General features: G+C 30.5%; 18 protein-coding genes. 3 read left to right on the top strand and 15 right to left on the bottom strand.

All coding sequences use genetic code 11. From position 1 onward, the window contains the following. Positions 1–35: 35 nt before the first annotated feature. Positions 36–1,331: a tyrosine--tRNA ligase gene (gene tyrS, locus CELLY_RS04990; protein ID WP_013620571.1), complete on the bottom strand. Its 1,296-nt coding sequence runs from the start codon at positions 1,329–1,331 to the stop codon at positions 36–38. A gap of 94 nt (positions 1,332–1,425) precedes the next feature. Here tyrS and CELLY_RS04985 point away from each other — a divergent pair, with 94 nt between their 5' ends. Then, entirely contained in the window at positions 1,426–2,433 is a 1,008-nt protein-coding gene (locus tag CELLY_RS04985; protein ID WP_013620570.1) for an NAD-dependent epimerase/dehydratase family protein, read from the top strand. Here CELLY_RS04985 and CELLY_RS04980 read toward each other — a convergent pair. Genes CELLY_RS04980 through CELLY_RS04970 form a run of 3 tightly spaced genes read right to left on the bottom strand, consistent with a single transcriptional unit; the run spans position 2,399 to position 4,927 of the window. Further along, positions 2,399–2,824, bottom strand: coding sequence for a DUF4296 domain-containing protein (locus CELLY_RS04980; RefSeq protein ID WP_013620569.1), 426 nt, complete (start codon positions 2,822–2,824; stop codon positions 2,399–2,401). The two genes, CELLY_RS04985 and CELLY_RS04980, sit on opposite strands and share 35 nt — an antisense overlap. Positions 2,825–2,862: 38 nt before the next feature. Continuing rightward, a complete protein-coding gene (locus CELLY_RS04975) occupies positions 2,863–4,197 on the bottom strand; it encodes a dihydroorotase (protein ID WP_013620568.1) in 1,335 nt (444 codons plus the stop codon). A gap of 1 nt (position 4,198) precedes the next feature. Continuing rightward, positions 4,199–4,927 carry a polyprenol monophosphomannose synthase gene (locus tag CELLY_RS04970; protein WP_013620567.1) on the bottom strand — a complete coding sequence of 243 codons (729 nt, stop codon included), beginning with the start codon at positions 4,925–4,927 and terminating at the stop codon, positions 4,199–4,201. 186 nt (positions 4,928–5,113) lie between these two features. On the opposite strand from CELLY_RS04970, the gene CELLY_RS04965 reads away from it, so the two are divergent. Continuing rightward, the gene (locus tag CELLY_RS04965) at positions 5,114–5,767 is read left to right on the top strand and encodes a DUF4271 domain-containing protein (protein ID WP_013620566.1); all 654 of its coding nucleotides are present in this window, start codon (positions 5,114–5,116) and stop codon (positions 5,765–5,767) included. 5 nt (positions 5,768–5,772) lie between these two features. Beyond that, entirely contained in the window at positions 5,773–6,519 is a 747-nt protein-coding gene (locus CELLY_RS04960) for a uroporphyrinogen-III synthase (RefSeq protein WP_034645978.1), read from the top strand. Between the two features lie 75 nt (positions 6,520–6,594). Here the strand turns inward: CELLY_RS04960 and CELLY_RS04955 are convergent, their stop codons facing one another. The 11 genes from CELLY_RS04955 to CELLY_RS04905 form a co-directional block, all read right to left on the bottom strand. Further along, on the bottom strand, positions 6,595–7,572 hold the full coding sequence (locus tag CELLY_RS04955; RefSeq protein WP_013620564.1) for an alpha/beta fold hydrolase: 978 nt from the start codon (positions 7,570–7,572) through the stop codon (positions 6,595–6,597). 1 nt (position 7,573) lies between these two features. Then, entirely contained in the window at positions 7,574–7,981 is a 408-nt protein-coding gene (locus CELLY_RS04950; RefSeq protein WP_013620563.1) for a nuclear transport factor 2 family protein, read from the bottom strand. A 52-nt stretch (positions 7,982–8,033) separates the two neighbouring features. Then, complete coding sequence (locus CELLY_RS04945) at positions 8,034–8,597, bottom strand: TetR/AcrR family transcriptional regulator (protein WP_013620562.1); 564 nt, start codon at positions 8,595–8,597, stop codon at positions 8,034–8,036. Between the two features lie 133 nt (positions 8,598–8,730). Continuing rightward, positions 8,731–9,270, bottom strand: a complete 540-nt coding sequence (locus CELLY_RS04940) for a DinB family protein (protein WP_013620561.1) — start codon at positions 9,268–9,270, stop codon at positions 8,731–8,733. 36 nt (positions 9,271–9,306) lie between these two features. Continuing rightward, on the bottom strand, positions 9,307–9,918 hold the full coding sequence (locus tag CELLY_RS04935; protein WP_013620560.1) for a hypothetical protein: 612 nt from the start codon (positions 9,916–9,918) through the stop codon (positions 9,307–9,309). 18 nt (positions 9,919–9,936) lie between these two features. Continuing rightward, complete coding sequence (locus CELLY_RS04930) at positions 9,937–10,299, bottom strand: hypothetical protein (protein ID WP_013620559.1); 363 nt, start codon at positions 10,297–10,299, stop codon at positions 9,937–9,939. 22 nt (positions 10,300–10,321) lie between these two features. Next, entirely contained in the window at positions 10,322–10,849 is a 528-nt protein-coding gene (locus CELLY_RS04925) for a hypothetical protein (RefSeq protein WP_013620558.1), read from the bottom strand. Between the two features lie 31 nt (positions 10,850–10,880). Then, positions 10,881–11,585 carry a hypothetical protein gene (locus tag CELLY_RS04920; protein ID WP_013620557.1) on the bottom strand — a complete coding sequence of 235 codons (705 nt, stop codon included), beginning with the start codon at positions 11,583–11,585 and terminating at the stop codon, positions 10,881–10,883. Between the two features lie 62 nt (positions 11,586–11,647). Then, positions 11,648–12,496, bottom strand: a complete 849-nt coding sequence (locus CELLY_RS16635) for an SH3 domain-containing protein (RefSeq protein WP_013620556.1) — start codon at positions 12,494–12,496, stop codon at positions 11,648–11,650. 2 nt (positions 12,497–12,498) lie between these two features. Beyond that, positions 12,499–14,238, bottom strand: coding sequence for a WG repeat-containing protein (locus tag CELLY_RS04910; RefSeq protein WP_013620555.1), 1,740 nt, complete (start codon positions 14,236–14,238; stop codon positions 12,499–12,501). Beyond that, positions 14,238–15,509: a hypothetical protein gene (locus tag CELLY_RS04905; RefSeq protein WP_013620554.1), complete on the bottom strand. Its 1,272-nt coding sequence runs from the start codon at positions 15,507–15,509 to the stop codon at positions 14,238–14,240. Before CELLY_RS04905 ends, CELLY_RS04910 begins: the two co-directional genes overlap by 1 nt. Positions 15,510–15,518: the final 9 nt, after the last annotated feature.

Below are 15,518 nucleotides of genomic sequence, written 5' to 3'. Positions count from 1 at the left end.
AAATAACCAGCCTTTAAAATATGTAATCTTAAAATTTAATTTACAACCAATACAAAATAGTTCTTTTTGCCACGTTGTAATAATACAAATTTGTTGTTAATTAAGTCTTTGCTAGTAATAACGTAATCTTCTTTTACTTTTTCTTTGTTTACAGAAATAGAATTTTGTTTTAGCTCTCTACGCGCAGCACCGTTAGAGTCTAAAAACTGAGTTTTAGCAGCTAAGGCACCAATCATATCTAAACCTTCTTCAATATCTGTTTTAGTTACTTCTGCTTGTGGTACACCTTCAAAAATATCTAAAAAAGTTTTTTCGTCTAAGGTTTTTAAATCATCAGAAGTAGATTTTCCAAATAAAATATTACTTGCTTTTATTGCGTTATCTAAATCTTGTTTAGAGTGTACACTAATTGTAATTTCTTCTGCTAATTTTTTCTGTAAAGCACGCATATGTGGCGCTTCTTTATGCTCTGCAATTAATGCATCAATTTCTTCTTTAGTTAAAAAAGTAAAGATTTTTATAAATTTTTCAGCATCCTCATCAGATGTGTTTAGCCAGTATTGGTAAAACTTGTAAGGAGAAGTACGTTCTGCATCTAACCAAATGTTACCACCTTCAGTTTTTCCAAACTTAGTACCATCTGCTTTTGTAATTAATGGGCAGGTAAGTGCATAGCCTTTACCGCCACCAATTCTACGTATCATTTCTGTGCCAGTAGTAATATTTCCCCATTGGTCACTGCCACCCATTTGTAAGGTACAGTTGTGTTCTTTAAACAAGTGGAAAAAATCATACCCTTGCACTAATTGGTATGTAAACTCTGTAAAAGACATTCCTTCTTTGGCTTCAGAAGTTAAACGTTTTTTTACAGAATCTTTAGCCATCATGTAGTTAACGGTAATATGTTTACCAACATCACGAATAAATTCTAGAAATGAAAATTCTTTCATCCAATCGTAATTATTAACTAAAACAGCAGCATTTTCTTCGTCACTTTTAAAATCTAAAAAGCGAGATAGCTGGTCTTTTATAGCATTTTGGTTGTGTCTAAGTGTTTTTTCATCTAGCAAATTACGTTCTGCAGATTTTCCAGACGGATCACCAATCATACCTGTAGCTCCACCAATTAACGCATATGGTTTGTGACCTGCTAGTTGAAAATGACGTAGCATCATTACACTAACCAAATGGCCAATATGTAAAGAGTCTGCTGTTGGGTCTATACCCACATAAGCAGCACGCATTTGTTCTAGTAAGTGTTCCTCTGTTTCGGGCATAACATCATGTATCATACCCCTCCATTTTAATTCTGCGACAAAATTAGAAGCCATTGTGTTTTATGTTTTGTAATAGTAGATGCAAATATAAAAGAAATAGAGAGCTTTGGCAGTAGTCTACAGTAAATTAAATTGCTAAATTTGAACTATGATATTGGTAACAGGAGGCACAGGATTAGTAGGCGCGCATCTTTTATTGCAGCTGCTTAAAACAGAGGATGCAGTAAAGGCTATACATAGGCCAAGCAGTAACTTGGAGCAGGTAAAAAAAGTATTTTCTTATTATGTAGACAATGCAGATGAGTTATTTGCAAAAATTAATTGGGTTGTTGCAGATGTTACAGATATACCTTCTTTAGAAGATGCATTTATTAACGTTACGCACGTTTACCATTGCGCAGCTTTAATTTCTTTTGACCCTAATGATTATTTTAAATTAAGACACGTAAATACAAAAGGCACTGCCAATATTGTAAATATTTGTTTGGCTAATAATGTGCAAAAGTTAACTTACGTAAGTTCTATTGCTACTTTGGGTAAAAATGAAGCAACACCAATTGTTACTGAAGAAACAGAATGGAATGATGCAGATGTAAATGTTTATGCACTTACAAAATATGCAGCAGAAATGGAAGTTTGGCGAGGTACACAAGAAGGTTTAGATGCTGTTATTGTTAACCCAGGTGTTATTTTAGGGCCTGGATATTGGGACTCTGGAAGTGGACAATTTTTTAGTAAAATAGCAAATGGTTTAAAATACTACCCACCAAGTGGTAGCGGATTTGTAGGTGTTGCAGATGTTGCAGATATGTGTATTAAGCTAATGAAATCTGACTTAAAAAACGAACGCTATATTGCTGTAACCAAAAATGCTACGTTTAAAGAGGTTTTAGATAAAATAGCAAAAGAAATTAACAAGCCAAAACCAACTAAGGCTTTAAAAATATGGCAGTTAAATATTTTGTATAAGTTAGACTGGTTGGTGCATTTATTTACCAGAAGAGGTCGTAAGCTGTCTAAAATGCAAGTACACGGCTTAAAAAGTCAAGATATGTACCAAAACGCAAAAATTAAAGAAGCTATAAACTTTAAGTTTACAGATTTAGATACCGTTATTAAAACTACTTCTTCCCTGCTTTTACAGGAGCAACTTTAAGTTTTTCTGGATTCTTTTTTCTGCTAGCAGCAATACTATCTGCTTTTAATTCTCTTTTGCGGTCTAATTGAGTTCTTATGGTGTCTAATTTACGCTGTATTTCTTTATAAAAACCTTCATAAACAACAGGGTTAGCAGCATAATAAATATCGCTATCTGCAAACTGTGTACTATCTATATTGTATTTTTTATAGATATATGGCATTGTTTTTACATTGTTTTCTACCAATACATTGGAGTTGGTATTTTTTGCAGCTGTAATAAGTGCTAAATCATACAAAATATCTACCATTTCCTCTTCACTAATAAGATTATCTGGTTTTTTAATAGCACTCTCTGCACAAGAAGCAACTGTAGCAATCACTAAAAGTAACGTTAAAAACTTTTTCATCTTTTATATGTGTTAATGGTGTAACGCTAATTCTTTAATTACCTGTTAAAGGTTAATCTATGTGCATTTTTTTGTTCAGAGACCACGCCGTTTTCATATGCTAAATGTCCATTAACAAAGGTATGAGAAATTTTAGATTTAAATGTGTAGTCTTCAAACGGAGACCAACCACATTTGTATAAAATGTTAGACTTGCTTACTTGCCAAGGACTATTGGTGTCTACAATAACTAAATCTGCAAAGTACCCTTCTTTAATATATCCTCTTTTTTCAATTTGAAATAAAATAGCAGGGTTATGACACATTTTTTCTACCATACGCTCTATGGTAATAGTACCATCTAAAACTTTCTCTAGCATAGCTGGTAAAACGTGTTGTACTAACGGTCCTCCAGATGGTGCTTTTGTGTAAACGTTATCTTTTTCTTCAAAAGTATGTGGTGCATGGTCTGTTGCAATAACATCAATACGGTCATCTAAAAGAGCGTCCCACAGCATAGACCTGTCTTCTGCAGTTTTAACAGCAGGATTCCATTTTATAAGTGTTCCTTTTTCTTTGTAATCTTCATCAGAAAACCACAAGTGATGAACACAAACCTCTGCTGTAATTTTTTTGTCTTTTAAAGGAATATCGTTTCTAAAAAGACTTGTTTCTTTTCCTGTAGATAAATGAAAAACGTGTAGTCTGGCACCCGTTTTTTCTGCCAGAGCAATAGCCTTAGAGGAAGACAAATAACACGCCTCTGTACTTCTAATAATTGGGTGATATTCTATAGGAATGTTGTCTCCGTACTTTTCTTTATACGTAGCCATATTTTTGCGAATAGTAGTTTCGTCTTCGCAATGAGCCGATATAACCATTTCTGTATTGCTAAATATTTTTTCAATAACCTCTTCGTTATCTACCAACATATTTCCGGTAGAAGAACCTAAAAATAGTTTAACACCAGAACAAGCGTTTTTATCTAGTTTTTTTAATTCCTCTAAATTGTCATTAGTACCACCAAACAAAAACGAATAGTTAGCGTAAGAGCTCTCTTTTGCCACAGCAAATTTTTCTTCTAACTTTTCTATTGTTGTTGTCTGCGGATTTGTATTTGGTTGCTCCATAAAAGTAGTAACACCACCTGCAACAGCAGCTTTACTTTCTGTAGCAATATTTCCTTTGTGCGTAAGTCCTGGTTCTCTAAAATGTACTTGGTCATCTATAATGCCAGGTAATACGTAATTGCCTTTAGCGTCTATAACCGTAGCATTAGCATCACTAATAGAACTACTTATTTTTTCTATATAATTACCGTTTAAAAGAATATCACAATTGGTAATTGTGCCTTCATTTACAACCTTAGCGTTTTTTATTAGTGTCTTTTTCATTTTAAAATTTGTTTTTTTGAAACAAGCTTATGTATTTCATTTTTATTACTCCAAAAACAGCTTCGCCAATAATTGAAGAACTCATCTTAGATTTTCCGCGTACTCTATCTGTAAAAACAATAGGTACTTCTTGTATTTTAAAGCCTTTTAAATGTGCTCTAAATTTCATTTCTATTTGAAAAGCGTACCCTATAAAACGGACCGTATCTAAACTTAGGTTTTCTAATACTTTTCTTTTATAACAAATAAAGCCAGCGGTTGGGTCATCTACACACATACCAGTTATCATTTTTACATAAAATGATGCGCCATAAGAAAGCAATATTCTAAACAAAGGCCAATTTACAACATTAATACCTTTTACATACCTAGAGCCAATGGCTAAGTCTGCACCAGCAATACAAGCATTGTAAAGGTTCATTAAATCTTTTGGAGAATGAGAAAAATCTGCATCCATTTCAAAAATATAGTCGTATTTATGAGCAATTGCCCATTTAAAACCGTGTATGTATGCGGTTCCTAAACCTGCTTTTTCTTTACGTACTTCTAAAAACAGTTTGTGTTTAAATTGTGCCTGTAGTTCTATTACTTTTTGTGAAGTACCGTCTGGCGAGTTATCATCTACAATAAGAATATGAAATTCTTTTTTTAATGCAAAAACGGCATTAATAATAGCCTCTATATTTTCTATCTCATTAAAAGTAGGAATTATAACTAAGCTATCTGTCATTCTTTTTTTTAGTATTGAATGCACAAAAGTACTATTTAAATTTTAGTGGTAAAACCCAAAGTGCGTTTTATGATTTATTTACAATAGTATTGCGTCTTTTTTAAGTTTTAACACGTATTAATTAATAAAGTTGGTCTAAGTATTAATTTGTAGTTTTGTGCCAATTATACTTATACAAAAAGAAAAATGGAATCTATAACAAGGGTTTTTAATAATGTAGATTGGGTTACCGCGATATTTGTGGTTAGTCTTTTTGTGTTGGTTTTAAGCAAAACTTTTTTTTACCATAAGTTTATAAATTTTGTAGCGCTACCATTTAATAACAAATACATTTTTTTACATAGTAAAAAACATATTTTATTTAACTGGTTTAATGTTTTATGGAGCGTTTTTTTATGGTTAAATGTAGCTTTGTTTGTTTATTATTTGCTTAGTATTTTTAAAATAGGAGGTACGCTTACTCCTATAAATTACCTTTATATTTTTGCAATTATTAGTTTATTTGTTGTAGTAAAATTAGTATTACAATTTATTAATAGTTTTATTTTTAACGCCGAAACAGCAATAGTTCATATAGTTTTTAATAAAGTTTCTTATCAAAATTACAGCGGATTAGTGTTGTTTGTCGCTAATATTTTTCTTACATATATTACACCATATTCTGAGCTAGTTGCTTATTTGGCGCTGGTTTTGTTTATCGTTGTACTGTGCATTGGTTGGGTTAATCTGCTAAGAATTCATCGAAATTTCATTACAGTTAATTTTTTCTATTTTATTTTGTACCTTTGCGCACTCGAAATTTCACCTTTTGTGATAATAGGTAGTTACCTAAAATATTGATGTCTATGAAGATAAAAACGATTTTGGTTTCTCAACCAGAACCTAAAATGGAGAACTCTCCCTATTCAAGACTTATTGAAAAGGAGAAGTTAAAAGTAGATTTTAGACCGTTTATACATGTAGAGGGAGTTGATGCTAAAACAGTGCGTCAGCAAAAAATTGATTTAAATAACTTTACAGCAATAGTGCTAACGAGTAGAAATTCTGTAGATCACTTTTTTAGAATAGCAGAAGAAATGCGTTTTAAAGTGCCAGATTCTATGAAGTACTTTTGCCAGTCTGAGGCTGTGGCTTACTATCTTCAGAAATATGTAGTTTACCGTAAACGTAAAATATATGTTGGTAAAAGAATGTTTGCAGATTTAGCCCCGTTGTTAAAAAAGTATAAAACAGAAAAATTTCTTTTACCTTCTTCAGATGTATTAAAGCCAATTGTTCCTGAAACATTGGATGGTCTTGGTTTGGATTGGAAGAGAGCTATTTTTTACAAAACAGTAATTAGTGATTTGTCTGACTTAAGAGATGTGTATTATGATATACTTGTTTTCTTTAGTCCGTCTGGAATTGAATCTTTATTAAAGAATTTTCCTGACTTTGAACAGAATGATACTAAAATAGCTGTTTACGGAAATACAACAGTTAATGCTGCTACAGATGCTGGTTTACGTATAGATATACTTGCGCCAACACCAGAAACGCCATCTATGACAATGGCTTTACAGAAGTACATTACTACTGCAAATAAAAAATAAAAACAATACGTTATACGCAAAAGCCTCATTTTTTAATGAGGCTTTTTTTATTGCAATTTATACAATACTAAAATGTTATTTTTTTAAACTATGTAAAAAAGATCTCATTTTTGGTATAATTTTATCTGCATCTTCTTCTAGAGCAAAGTGACCGGTATTGTAGATATTGTAATCTATATTTTTTACATCTTTTTTAAATGCTTCTGCTCCACTTTCAGGAAAGAATGCGTCATTTTTACCCCAAACAATTAATAATGGAGGTTGGTTGTCTCTTAAATATTGTTGCCATTTAGGGTATAGTTTTATATTATTTTGATAATCATAAAACAAATCTAAATTTACAGTATGCGCATTTTGTCTAGATAATCTAAGGTAGTCTAAATGCCAAGTATCTGGATTTATATTTTCTGAATTTCTGGTGCCGTGCGTGTATTGCCATTCTAAACCTTCTAAGGAAAATGATGGTAGTAATGCATTTTCTGTAGTTTCATTTCTGTTAGCCCAAAACTCTTTTGTAGTTTTCCAAGCTTCACCTAAACCTTCTTCATAAGCATTACCATTTTGGTTAATTATGGCGGTTATTCTATCTGGGTTTGCTGTTGCTATTCTAAATCCTATAGGTGCGCCATAATCTTGTATCATAATAGCGTAACTTGTTATAGATTTTTGCTCTAAAAATGAATTTATTGTTTTAGCAATATTGTCAAAAGTATACTCATATTCTTTTTGTGAAGGAAAATCACTATTTCCAAAACCAGGATAGTCTGGAGCTATTAAATAGTACTCATTTGATAGCTGGTTTAATACTTTTCTGTATTGATGAGAAGAAGACGGAAACCCGTGTAATAGTACTATTGTTGGGTTGTTACTGTCTCCTGCTTCTCTATAAGCAATTTTTACACCATTTACATTTTCCGTTTTGTATTTTACATTATTCATTTTTTTATTTTTTATAGTTTCTACATTTTTTTTACTGCTTGTTGTTTCTGTTTTATCCTTGCAGGCAGTTATTAACATTAATAATAACAAGGGCACTAGTTGTAATTTTCTCATTTTATATTATTCTTTCGTTTTTATTTATTTGCAAATCATTAATACTTGCATAGCGTTTTTGCATTAATCCGTTTTCGTCAAATTCCCAATTTTCATTTCCGTAAGCTCTGTACCATTGTCCATTATTACTTTGATACTCGTAAATAAACCTAACGGCAATTTTATTTTCATTAAAGCTCCAGAGCTCTTTTTTTAATTTATAGTTATGCTCTTTTATCCATTTGTTTTTTAAAAACTCTTGCACCTCTTTTCTACCATTAATAAAACTGGTTCTATTACGCCATTCTGTATTAAGGGTATATGCCATAGATACTTTAATGGGGTCTTTACTGTTCCAAGCATCTTCTGCTAATTGTACCTTTTGTATGGCTGTTTCTTGGGTAAAGGGAGGTAATGGGTATTTTTTCATAATTATTTATTTAAATTACCGAACATTCGGTAAAATATTAATTTAATTTTTTTTATCTTTTTAAGTAACTATTTTCTATGTTTTGCATTGTGTTTTCAAAAACTGACAAATCACCTAAGCCCTTTGTTACAATTAGGCAACCTTGTATTTGTATTAGTACTTGCATAGCTTTTTTTTCAGCTTCTTCTGATGTAAAGCTTAGGGCAATACCTATTTCTTTAAAAGCAGACAACCACTGTGTCATCCCTTTATTTATTTGCGCTTCAAACAACTCTATACCAGCTTGCATAGATAGTGCTCTAAATATACAAATGGCATCTCCACCATCATACAATTCACGTATGGCCAATAATCCTTTTTTTAAACGGACTGTAGGTGTTAAGTTGGTGTCTAAAAGCGTATGAAAAATATTGGTGTTAATCCACTCTTCTAAATGTACTAAAACAGCGTCTGCCATCTCTTGTTTGCCGTTAGGAAACCTATGGTAAAGACTTGCTTTTTTTAAACCAGTAGCATCAGATAATTCTTTTAAACTAGCACCTTCATATCCTCTAGATCTAAAAATTTTAGTTAAGCCGTTTAATATTTCTTTGTCTAATACTTTTTGTGGTCTCATAGGGCAAATGTAATATATTTTTTTAATTACCGAACGATTGGTAAAATATTTAACATAATTTTAAATATTATCATTGTATTTTTTTGTCTTTCTATTAATGTACTGTCACAAATGTTAAGAACTAAAATTAATTTTATTGGTACAATACATACCTTGGAGGCTTTAATCCGTTTAAGCGCATATAAACTAGCATTTGAGCTCTATGGTGCGTAATATGATCTGTGAGTAGTAATAAAATTTGTCTTTTGGTTCTGTTGGCTCCAAAATAGTCAAGTCTTTCATCTAGCTTTTTTGTATCAAATTCAGAAATAAAAGCACTAGTAACGTCAAAAGTATTGCTAATTGTGGCAATCATTTCTTCTTTAGATTTGTTACCTATTTTAAGCTCTGTATCTGTTTCCCAATTTCTAGCATCTCTACCACCCATTAAAGATTGGCTATGCCAATCCATAGCCCAAGCAATGTGCATTAAATGCTCTGCAAAACTCATAGACTCTGGTGTTGGTTTAAAAGTATATTTATCGTTAGGCATAGTTTCTGCAACAAGAATTAAATACTTTTTAGAAGTTTCTAAACGTTCTAAATATTCTTTTATAAAAGTCTTGTTGGTTTGTGCAAATAAAGGTTTTACAAAACAAGAAATTAGAAGAACAAGAGTGAGAGTTTTTCTCATATTATATAGTTTTTTGATATGCAACAAGTTACTAAATTAATCGGTGTCTGTATATGCTAATATCCAAATTGTTCTTGTTTCCATACAAACTATCAAATACGTATAATCTATAATAAAATCTATAAACCACGTATTCCACGCAGTGCTAGAGGTGTAATACCTAACATAATCATAACTGTATTTTTCATAAAACAACTGCGAGCAAAATAACCGTGCTTTTTCTTTAATTTGCTTAGGTTCTTTTTTGTATTGAGAGCCGTATGCGCCTCCATGAAATAGTAACGCAGCAAGTTCTCCATCAATTACAAAACCATCTTTAGTATCAAAATTTGGTTCTTTATCAATTTTAAAAGCCCTTTTTTCAGAATTATTTTCATTATTAAAGGTTTTAAGAACTTTATCAGAAAGTAAAAAATTATTATAAAAGTCAATTTCGTCTAATCTTCCGCGAGAGCAAAACCAATCAAATATTTCATTTTCATGAAACTTAAATCCCTTAAAATAAATATCGCCGCCAAGGTTAGCTTTTACTAAATTTATAAACTCAAATTCTTCGTCAATAACATCAAAAACCAACTCTTGCCACATTTTCTGTATTTGGCTTTCATTAGGCAAATTTATTGTCCAGTTAACTGTAATTGGTTTCATTTTAAATAAGTAAGATATTTACTTAAAACAATAATAGCTATAATCTAACAAATTTATATAGCTAAACTTGGTAAAGTATAGTTTGTTGTTTTCTACAGATGGATTTATTTCTTCTATTAGAACCTCACACCTATTAAATAGGCTTTGTTTAGCTAAAGTATTTCCGTCTAAATTTTGTAGTTCTATGTAGGCTAATTTATGACCGTCTTGACTAGAAAAACCAAAGTGACTAAAGTTGTTTTGTACATAAATAACCACCTGTAAGTCTTTACCTTTTATTATTTCTGTTTTGTAATATGTATAATTTGGTTTTAGAAGAAACCAAATTACTACAACCGTAATTAAAATTGAAAGTAATATATGTATAGTTTTTGATTTCATTTTAACATTATGACTTTCTGTTTTATCCAGGCAATAAAAATCGTTTTAATTCCTTACTATGCATTCTAATAATCTCCTTTTCAATATACTTTAGAAGCTCAGGGCATTCCCTATCAAAATCTTCAGAAACTACTTTTTTTAATTGGTTGTTAAATTTAACCGCAACCGTTAAGTGGCTATTGCAAGTTGTGTTGCTAGCGTAGAAGTTTTTAAGTTTAAAAAAATCATCATTAAGAATCTTTTTTACAAAATTATTTCTGGTCTGTACGCTAATGATTTTTTTAGAAATTTGATTGTAATTACTGTTATCTACTCCTATATTTTCTTTAGATGGATAAAAAGTGATTAAAGTGTCTTTAAGTACAAACTTATCATAATGAAAAGCGCCACGTTCTACTGTAATTTCTATGCTAGATGAATCTATTTTAGATTTTTGCTCTAACGCTGCATCAATATTACCATTGCTTTGGTCAGTATTTTTTTTGCTAGATAAGTTACAAGCAAAAAAGCAAAATGGTAGTATGTAAAAAAGTAATTTAAACGATTTCATTTTTAACAGTTTATGCAATTTTTTAAGTGTGTTACTTTTTTATCCAGCCAACAGCGTAGGATCCATTTTGTTTAATAAAAACCAAAAGCCAATTTTTTTCTTGGTTTACAACTATTGCAGACTCATTTTCTACAATTCCTATTCTATTTCCAGTTTTTTCTTCAGCTGTACAAGGATCTTTTTTTGTAACATCATCTACTACTGGTGTACTTCTTAAAATTCCGGATACTGTTTTAGCATATAATTTGTTTGATGCTGTAATAGTTGTTTTGTCATGAAATGATATTGTACTTTCCTTAACAGCAGATGTATTGTTAATAGTTACTTTAATTAAGTTAGAATAATACTCACAACAGCAACTGGGATTGTAACTATTTATTTCTGTACCATTTGTAGTACTTGTTATTGATAGTATTTTACCAGGAGCATCATATACTAACTGAAATCCTTTTTTACTATTTAAAAATATTGCTGTTTGATGATATGGTTGACACGTTCCTGAAAATATGAGGTCTTTTAAGCCATCATTATTTAGGTCTTGCACGTGCCGATTGTTTTTTGTGCCATTAGTGTTGCAATAATATGTTGGTATTGGTATTTTAGAAATACCTGTAGAGTCTACCTTAAAATTAGCAGTAGCTTTTAATAAACCAATTCTAGTTTTAATGTCACTAAAATCTTGACTAAATAAACTTAGAGACGTTAATAAAAATACAATTCTAATTACACATTTCATAAAACTAAAATTATTAAAAGTAGTTAATAGGTAGTAGTACTTTGGTTTAATTGATGATAGTTTTATAAGTCTATCTCATACAATTTTGGAAACTTAGGGTAATAAGATAGCCATTGTATTGTAATTGTTCTTCCTTCAAATGATTTATAAATTCCTATTACAGTTAAATTTTTACCATTTACTGTTTTTTCTTCTATACTGTAGGCTAACTGTTCTTTGTCTTCTATTATTTTTTTAATCAATTCATTTTTAGAATTAACTATATAATTTTCAACCTCAAGATAAAGCTTATCTAAATAATCTTGCGTGTAGTTATTTGTATAAGTGTATTTTATTTCTTTTTTATAAGCCTCTCTAAAGTCAGCAATTTTACCATTTTTAATTTTTTTAGTAGTAACAATAAAATCAGCTAGTTGTTTTCTGTCACCGTCACCAGCAATATAAACAACACCAGTTTCCCATTCAATTTCAATACTGTCTCCTTTTAAATAGCTGCGACCTTCTTCGGTATTAATAAAGCCGTAGAAAGATTTTCCTTTTGAGGCTCCTATAACAGGATAATCAAAATTGTCGTTATAATGAAGAAAATTAAACGTATCCTTTTGTTTTGGCTGGGATAAAAAACCACTAAAAACATAGCCGGTAAGCTCTTTGTTATTATCAGCCTTACCAGATACTTTGTACCATTGTCCTTTTATTTTTTTTCCGTCGTCAGTTACTTCAAAAAATAGGTCTGTTTTATGTAATACCGCTACTTTTTCGGCATAATTAAATTTTCCTATTTTTTTAGCGTCCAAACTAGAATTTTCCCTAACGTTTAAGCCACTCTTGGCAGTAACAAACAAATTGTTTTGAGCACAAAGAGGTATAATTTGGATAAAAATTATAAAAATTAATGCAATTTTTTTCATATTTATTCTTCTATTAATTCCCCTTTGTAGTTGTACTTTACTCTACCATAATTAAAGCTGTAAATTCTTTTTTTGTTTTCGTCTTCTTTTAAAAAGTCAAAATCATCTTCTTTAGTGTCTACTAATACTTTTCCATTTGTATCAATAAGCTTATAAGTACCATTTAATTCTACCGCAGTAATACCATCTTCAAAGTCTTTAGCATCAGTATATTTAAAAGGAATAACTAATTTGCCCTTACTATTAATAAACCCTATTTTAGAGTTGGTGTTACTAACCATAATTCTGTCATCAGCTAAGTTATTATATATTTTATGTATGCCAGGTAGTAGGGTGGCGTTAGCATTTTCATCTAATAGGTAGTATTTGTTGTCATAAGTAATCCCAAATAACAAATTGCCAACTTCTTTAACTTGCCAGTATAATTTAGATCCTATTGGTTTGTTATCTTGTGTAACAAGCGTATAATTATCACTTTCTTGTTCTGGTAGTATACCAACAAGGCCGTTACTAAAAGCCTCTACACTGTAAACTAAAAGCGTGTCTAATTTTTCTTCAGCTTTATTTAAGTGATAAAAGTGATTGTAATCTTCATAAAAATTACCTCCTATATTTTCTAAACCTCCAACCCCTTGTATTGTTATTTTTGGTTCTCCATTACTGTCTATAAATACAATTGCATTCTCTGTTTGCATCGCAACTAGTGCATCATTTTCTTTAATTGGTTGGTAGTTGTATGCTGTAAATGTTGTTTCCTCGGTTTTTGTATTTTTTTTAAAAAATAACTTTACGCTTTTTACAGTACCATAGTAGTAATATTGCTTATGAAAAATACCATCATTATCGTTAAAAAAATCTATACTAGATAGGTTGTCTTTTAAATACTCTTGTAATTCTGCAGTATCTTTAAAATCATCATCATTTAATTTTTTTTGTAGTTTTTTAAAGTACCCTAACATTTCTGTAAGTATATCTTCTTGTTCGTCAGGAGCTACACCGTTGTTAGAGTAGCCGCTGCGGTCTAAGACTTTACCTTCTTCATTATGGCCTTGTACTTTTATAGGAGAAGCAATTGTATCACTCAATGTAAAATAAATATAATTGCCTTCTGCTTTTACAAAGTTAATTTCTCCGCCTTTATATTGTACTGTTGGGTTGTCTGATGAAATTTCAACTACATCATAATCTTTAATATAATCTACTTTAAATGTAATATCTACGCTGTCAATAGCTTTAGCTTTTCCCCATTTTTCAGTAAAATGAAAATCTAACCCATAATCTTCAATACTATCTGTACGAACCTCGCCATTATGGTAATATATTTTTTTAGGGGTGAATGTTTGTGTAACACCTTGGCCAAGCTTTATAGGGTTTTTATTATCATTATTAGTACCTACAAATTGCAAATCACTTTTATAATCGCTATACGTTTGTGAAAACGTCACATTTTTAAACTGATTAAGAGCTTTGTGTACCCCTGTAGTATCTACTTTAAAAGGTTCTTCATACTTTTCGTCTTCTTTGTCAATTGTTTTAATATCATTAGAAAAAGAGCCACTAAATAATTTAGCCATAGACTCAAATTGTTTAATATTGGAGTTTACTTCTTCTTTAATTTCCTCTAAGGGTTTATTGTCTAAAGCAGATATAAACTCATTTAACTCGGTATTGTTTTTTGGTTGAGTTTTGTTACAACTAACAATAGCTAAAAGTGCCGTAATTATATATAGTATTTTTTTCATTATCGTATTATTTTTAGCTCGTTAGTACCTTTAGGTTGGTATAAAAAATGATTAAAGGCATCATCGTAATTTTTGCCGGTTAAAATGATCATATCAGATTTGTCTTTAGCGTAAGTATAAATTAATTTACCACCAGCATTAAATTCAATATCAAAATCCTTTGCTAACGTGTACTTATACGTATTTAGTAACATAGTTAAGTAGGCTTCCCACTTGGTACGTGCGGTTTCAAAATTAGTATCAAAATCTAGCTGTTGCGTTTCAAAATCTTTTTGATAAAACAAGTCGTTAATAGCTTGCTCATCATTTGCTAAAATGGCATTTCCTAATTTGGTGTATAATGCAATTACTTTTTCTTTTAAATCCTTGCTGTTTCTTAAATCTGTACCATTTGTCCAAGCTTCTGGGTAGTATGGTAATGTGGAGTTAAAGTCTATTTTAAGGTTTACTGGAATATTATTTCTAATACTTGTTTTTTCTATACTTTTAACAACTTCATTTGTACTGTTATCTATAATTTGTATTGAAAAACTAGGATCTTCATAATATGTATTTGGTTCTTTTTTTATGGTTTTATCTTCTGTTTTAGCAGTTAATTTTATTGAAGAATTTGGACCAGTAATGTAGTTGTTTAAATTAAAAGTATCTGAGTCTGTATCTGTGGCAATACTAACATCATTTATACTAATATCAAAAACACTGTTGTACGACTTAATATTTAGTACGTATTTAGGCGCTGTGTCAAAAACTTTAACCTTACTGTGTATTTTTGCTAAGGGTATGGTGTATATAGGGTTGTATGTAATAGTTAACTTGCCATAATCTTTATTACCAAAAGCAGCTAAATGTTTGCCATTTACAAAATTAACTTCTAGTTTTTTAGTTTCAATTTCATCTTTCCATTCAAATTCAACATCATCACTATAGCTGTTAGTTTGGTTTGTTAACCCTTTTTCGGCTTCCAAAACTTCAAGTATTTTCTTTCCAGAAAAATTAACAGTGTCAGTTGTAAGTAAAGTGTAACTGTTTGTGATTAAGGCACTTTTTATAGGAACATCTGCGTAGTGCATCCCTTTTAAGGTAAGGTCTATAAAGCTAGATGTGCTATCTATATTTTCTTCTTTGTTTTCTAATATCATTTTAGCAATTAACGCCTTTGTTTGTGAGCTAGATTTAACTTCTGCAAAGTCATATCTAGGAGTAGCAACACTATCACAAGAAACAAGTGTTGTATAAATTGATAAAACTAGAACTGTTATTATGTTTTTCATTACGTGTAT

Source organism: Cellulophaga lytica DSM 7489, from assembly GCF_000190595.1.
Taxonomy (GTDB): domain Bacteria; phylum Bacteroidota; class Bacteroidia; order Flavobacteriales; family Flavobacteriaceae; genus Cellulophaga; species Cellulophaga lytica.
Note: the sequence above shows the minus strand (reverse complement) of the source record. Positions and strands in the feature narration are given on the sequence as shown.

Bases quoted from the DNA above. Each gene is read 5' to 3' on its own strand.
- tyrS (WP_013620571.1), bottom strand. From the start codon at position 1,331: ATGGCTTCTAATTTTGTCGCAGAATTAAAATGGAGGGGTATGATACAT.
- CELLY_RS04985 (WP_013620570.1), top strand. From the start codon at position 1,426: ATGATATTGGTAACAGGAGGCACAGGATTAGTAGGCGCGCATCTTTTA.
- CELLY_RS04980 (WP_013620569.1), bottom strand. From the start codon at position 2,824: ATGAAAAAGTTTTTAACGTTACTTTTAGTGATTGCTACAGTTGCTTCT.
- CELLY_RS04975 (WP_013620568.1), bottom strand. From the start codon at position 4,197: ATGAAAAAGACACTAATAAAAAACGCTAAGGTTGTAAATGAAGGCACA.
- CELLY_RS04970 (WP_013620567.1), bottom strand. From the start codon at position 4,927: ATGACAGATAGCTTAGTTATAATTCCTACTTTTAATGAGATAGAAAAT.
- CELLY_RS04965 (WP_013620566.1), top strand. From the start codon at position 5,114: ATGGAATCTATAACAAGGGTTTTTAATAATGTAGATTGGGTTACCGCG.
- CELLY_RS04960 (WP_034645978.1), top strand. From the start codon at position 5,773: ATGAAGATAAAAACGATTTTGGTTTCTCAACCAGAACCTAAAATGGAG.
- CELLY_RS04955 (WP_013620564.1), bottom strand. From the start codon at position 7,572: ATGAGAAAATTACAACTAGTGCCCTTGTTATTATTAATGTTAATAACT.
- CELLY_RS04950 (WP_013620563.1), bottom strand. From the start codon at position 7,981: ATGAAAAAATACCCATTACCTCCCTTTACCCAAGAAACAGCCATACAA.
- CELLY_RS04945 (WP_013620562.1), bottom strand. From the start codon at position 8,597: ATGAGACCACAAAAAGTATTAGACAAAGAAATATTAAACGGCTTAACT.
- CELLY_RS04940 (WP_013620561.1), bottom strand. From the start codon at position 9,270: ATGAGAAAAACTCTCACTCTTGTTCTTCTAATTTCTTGTTTTGTAAAA.
- CELLY_RS04935 (WP_013620560.1), bottom strand. From the start codon at position 9,918: ATGAAACCAATTACAGTTAACTGGACAATAAATTTGCCTAATGAAAGC.
- CELLY_RS04930 (WP_013620559.1), bottom strand. From the start codon at position 10,299: ATGAAATCAAAAACTATACATATATTACTTTCAATTTTAATTACGGTT.
- CELLY_RS04925 (WP_013620558.1), bottom strand. From the start codon at position 10,849: ATGAAATCGTTTAAATTACTTTTTTACATACTACCATTTTGCTTTTTT.
- CELLY_RS04920 (WP_013620557.1), bottom strand. From the start codon at position 11,585: ATGAAATGTGTAATTAGAATTGTATTTTTATTAACGTCTCTAAGTTTA.
- CELLY_RS16635 (WP_013620556.1), bottom strand. From the start codon at position 12,496: ATGAAAAAAATTGCATTAATTTTTATAATTTTTATCCAAATTATACCT.
- CELLY_RS04910 (WP_013620555.1), bottom strand. From the start codon at position 14,238: ATGAAAAAAATACTATATATAATTACGGCACTTTTAGCTATTGTTAGT.
- CELLY_RS04905 (WP_013620554.1), bottom strand. From the start codon at position 15,509: ATGAAAAACATAATAACAGTTCTAGTTTTATCAATTTATACAACACTT.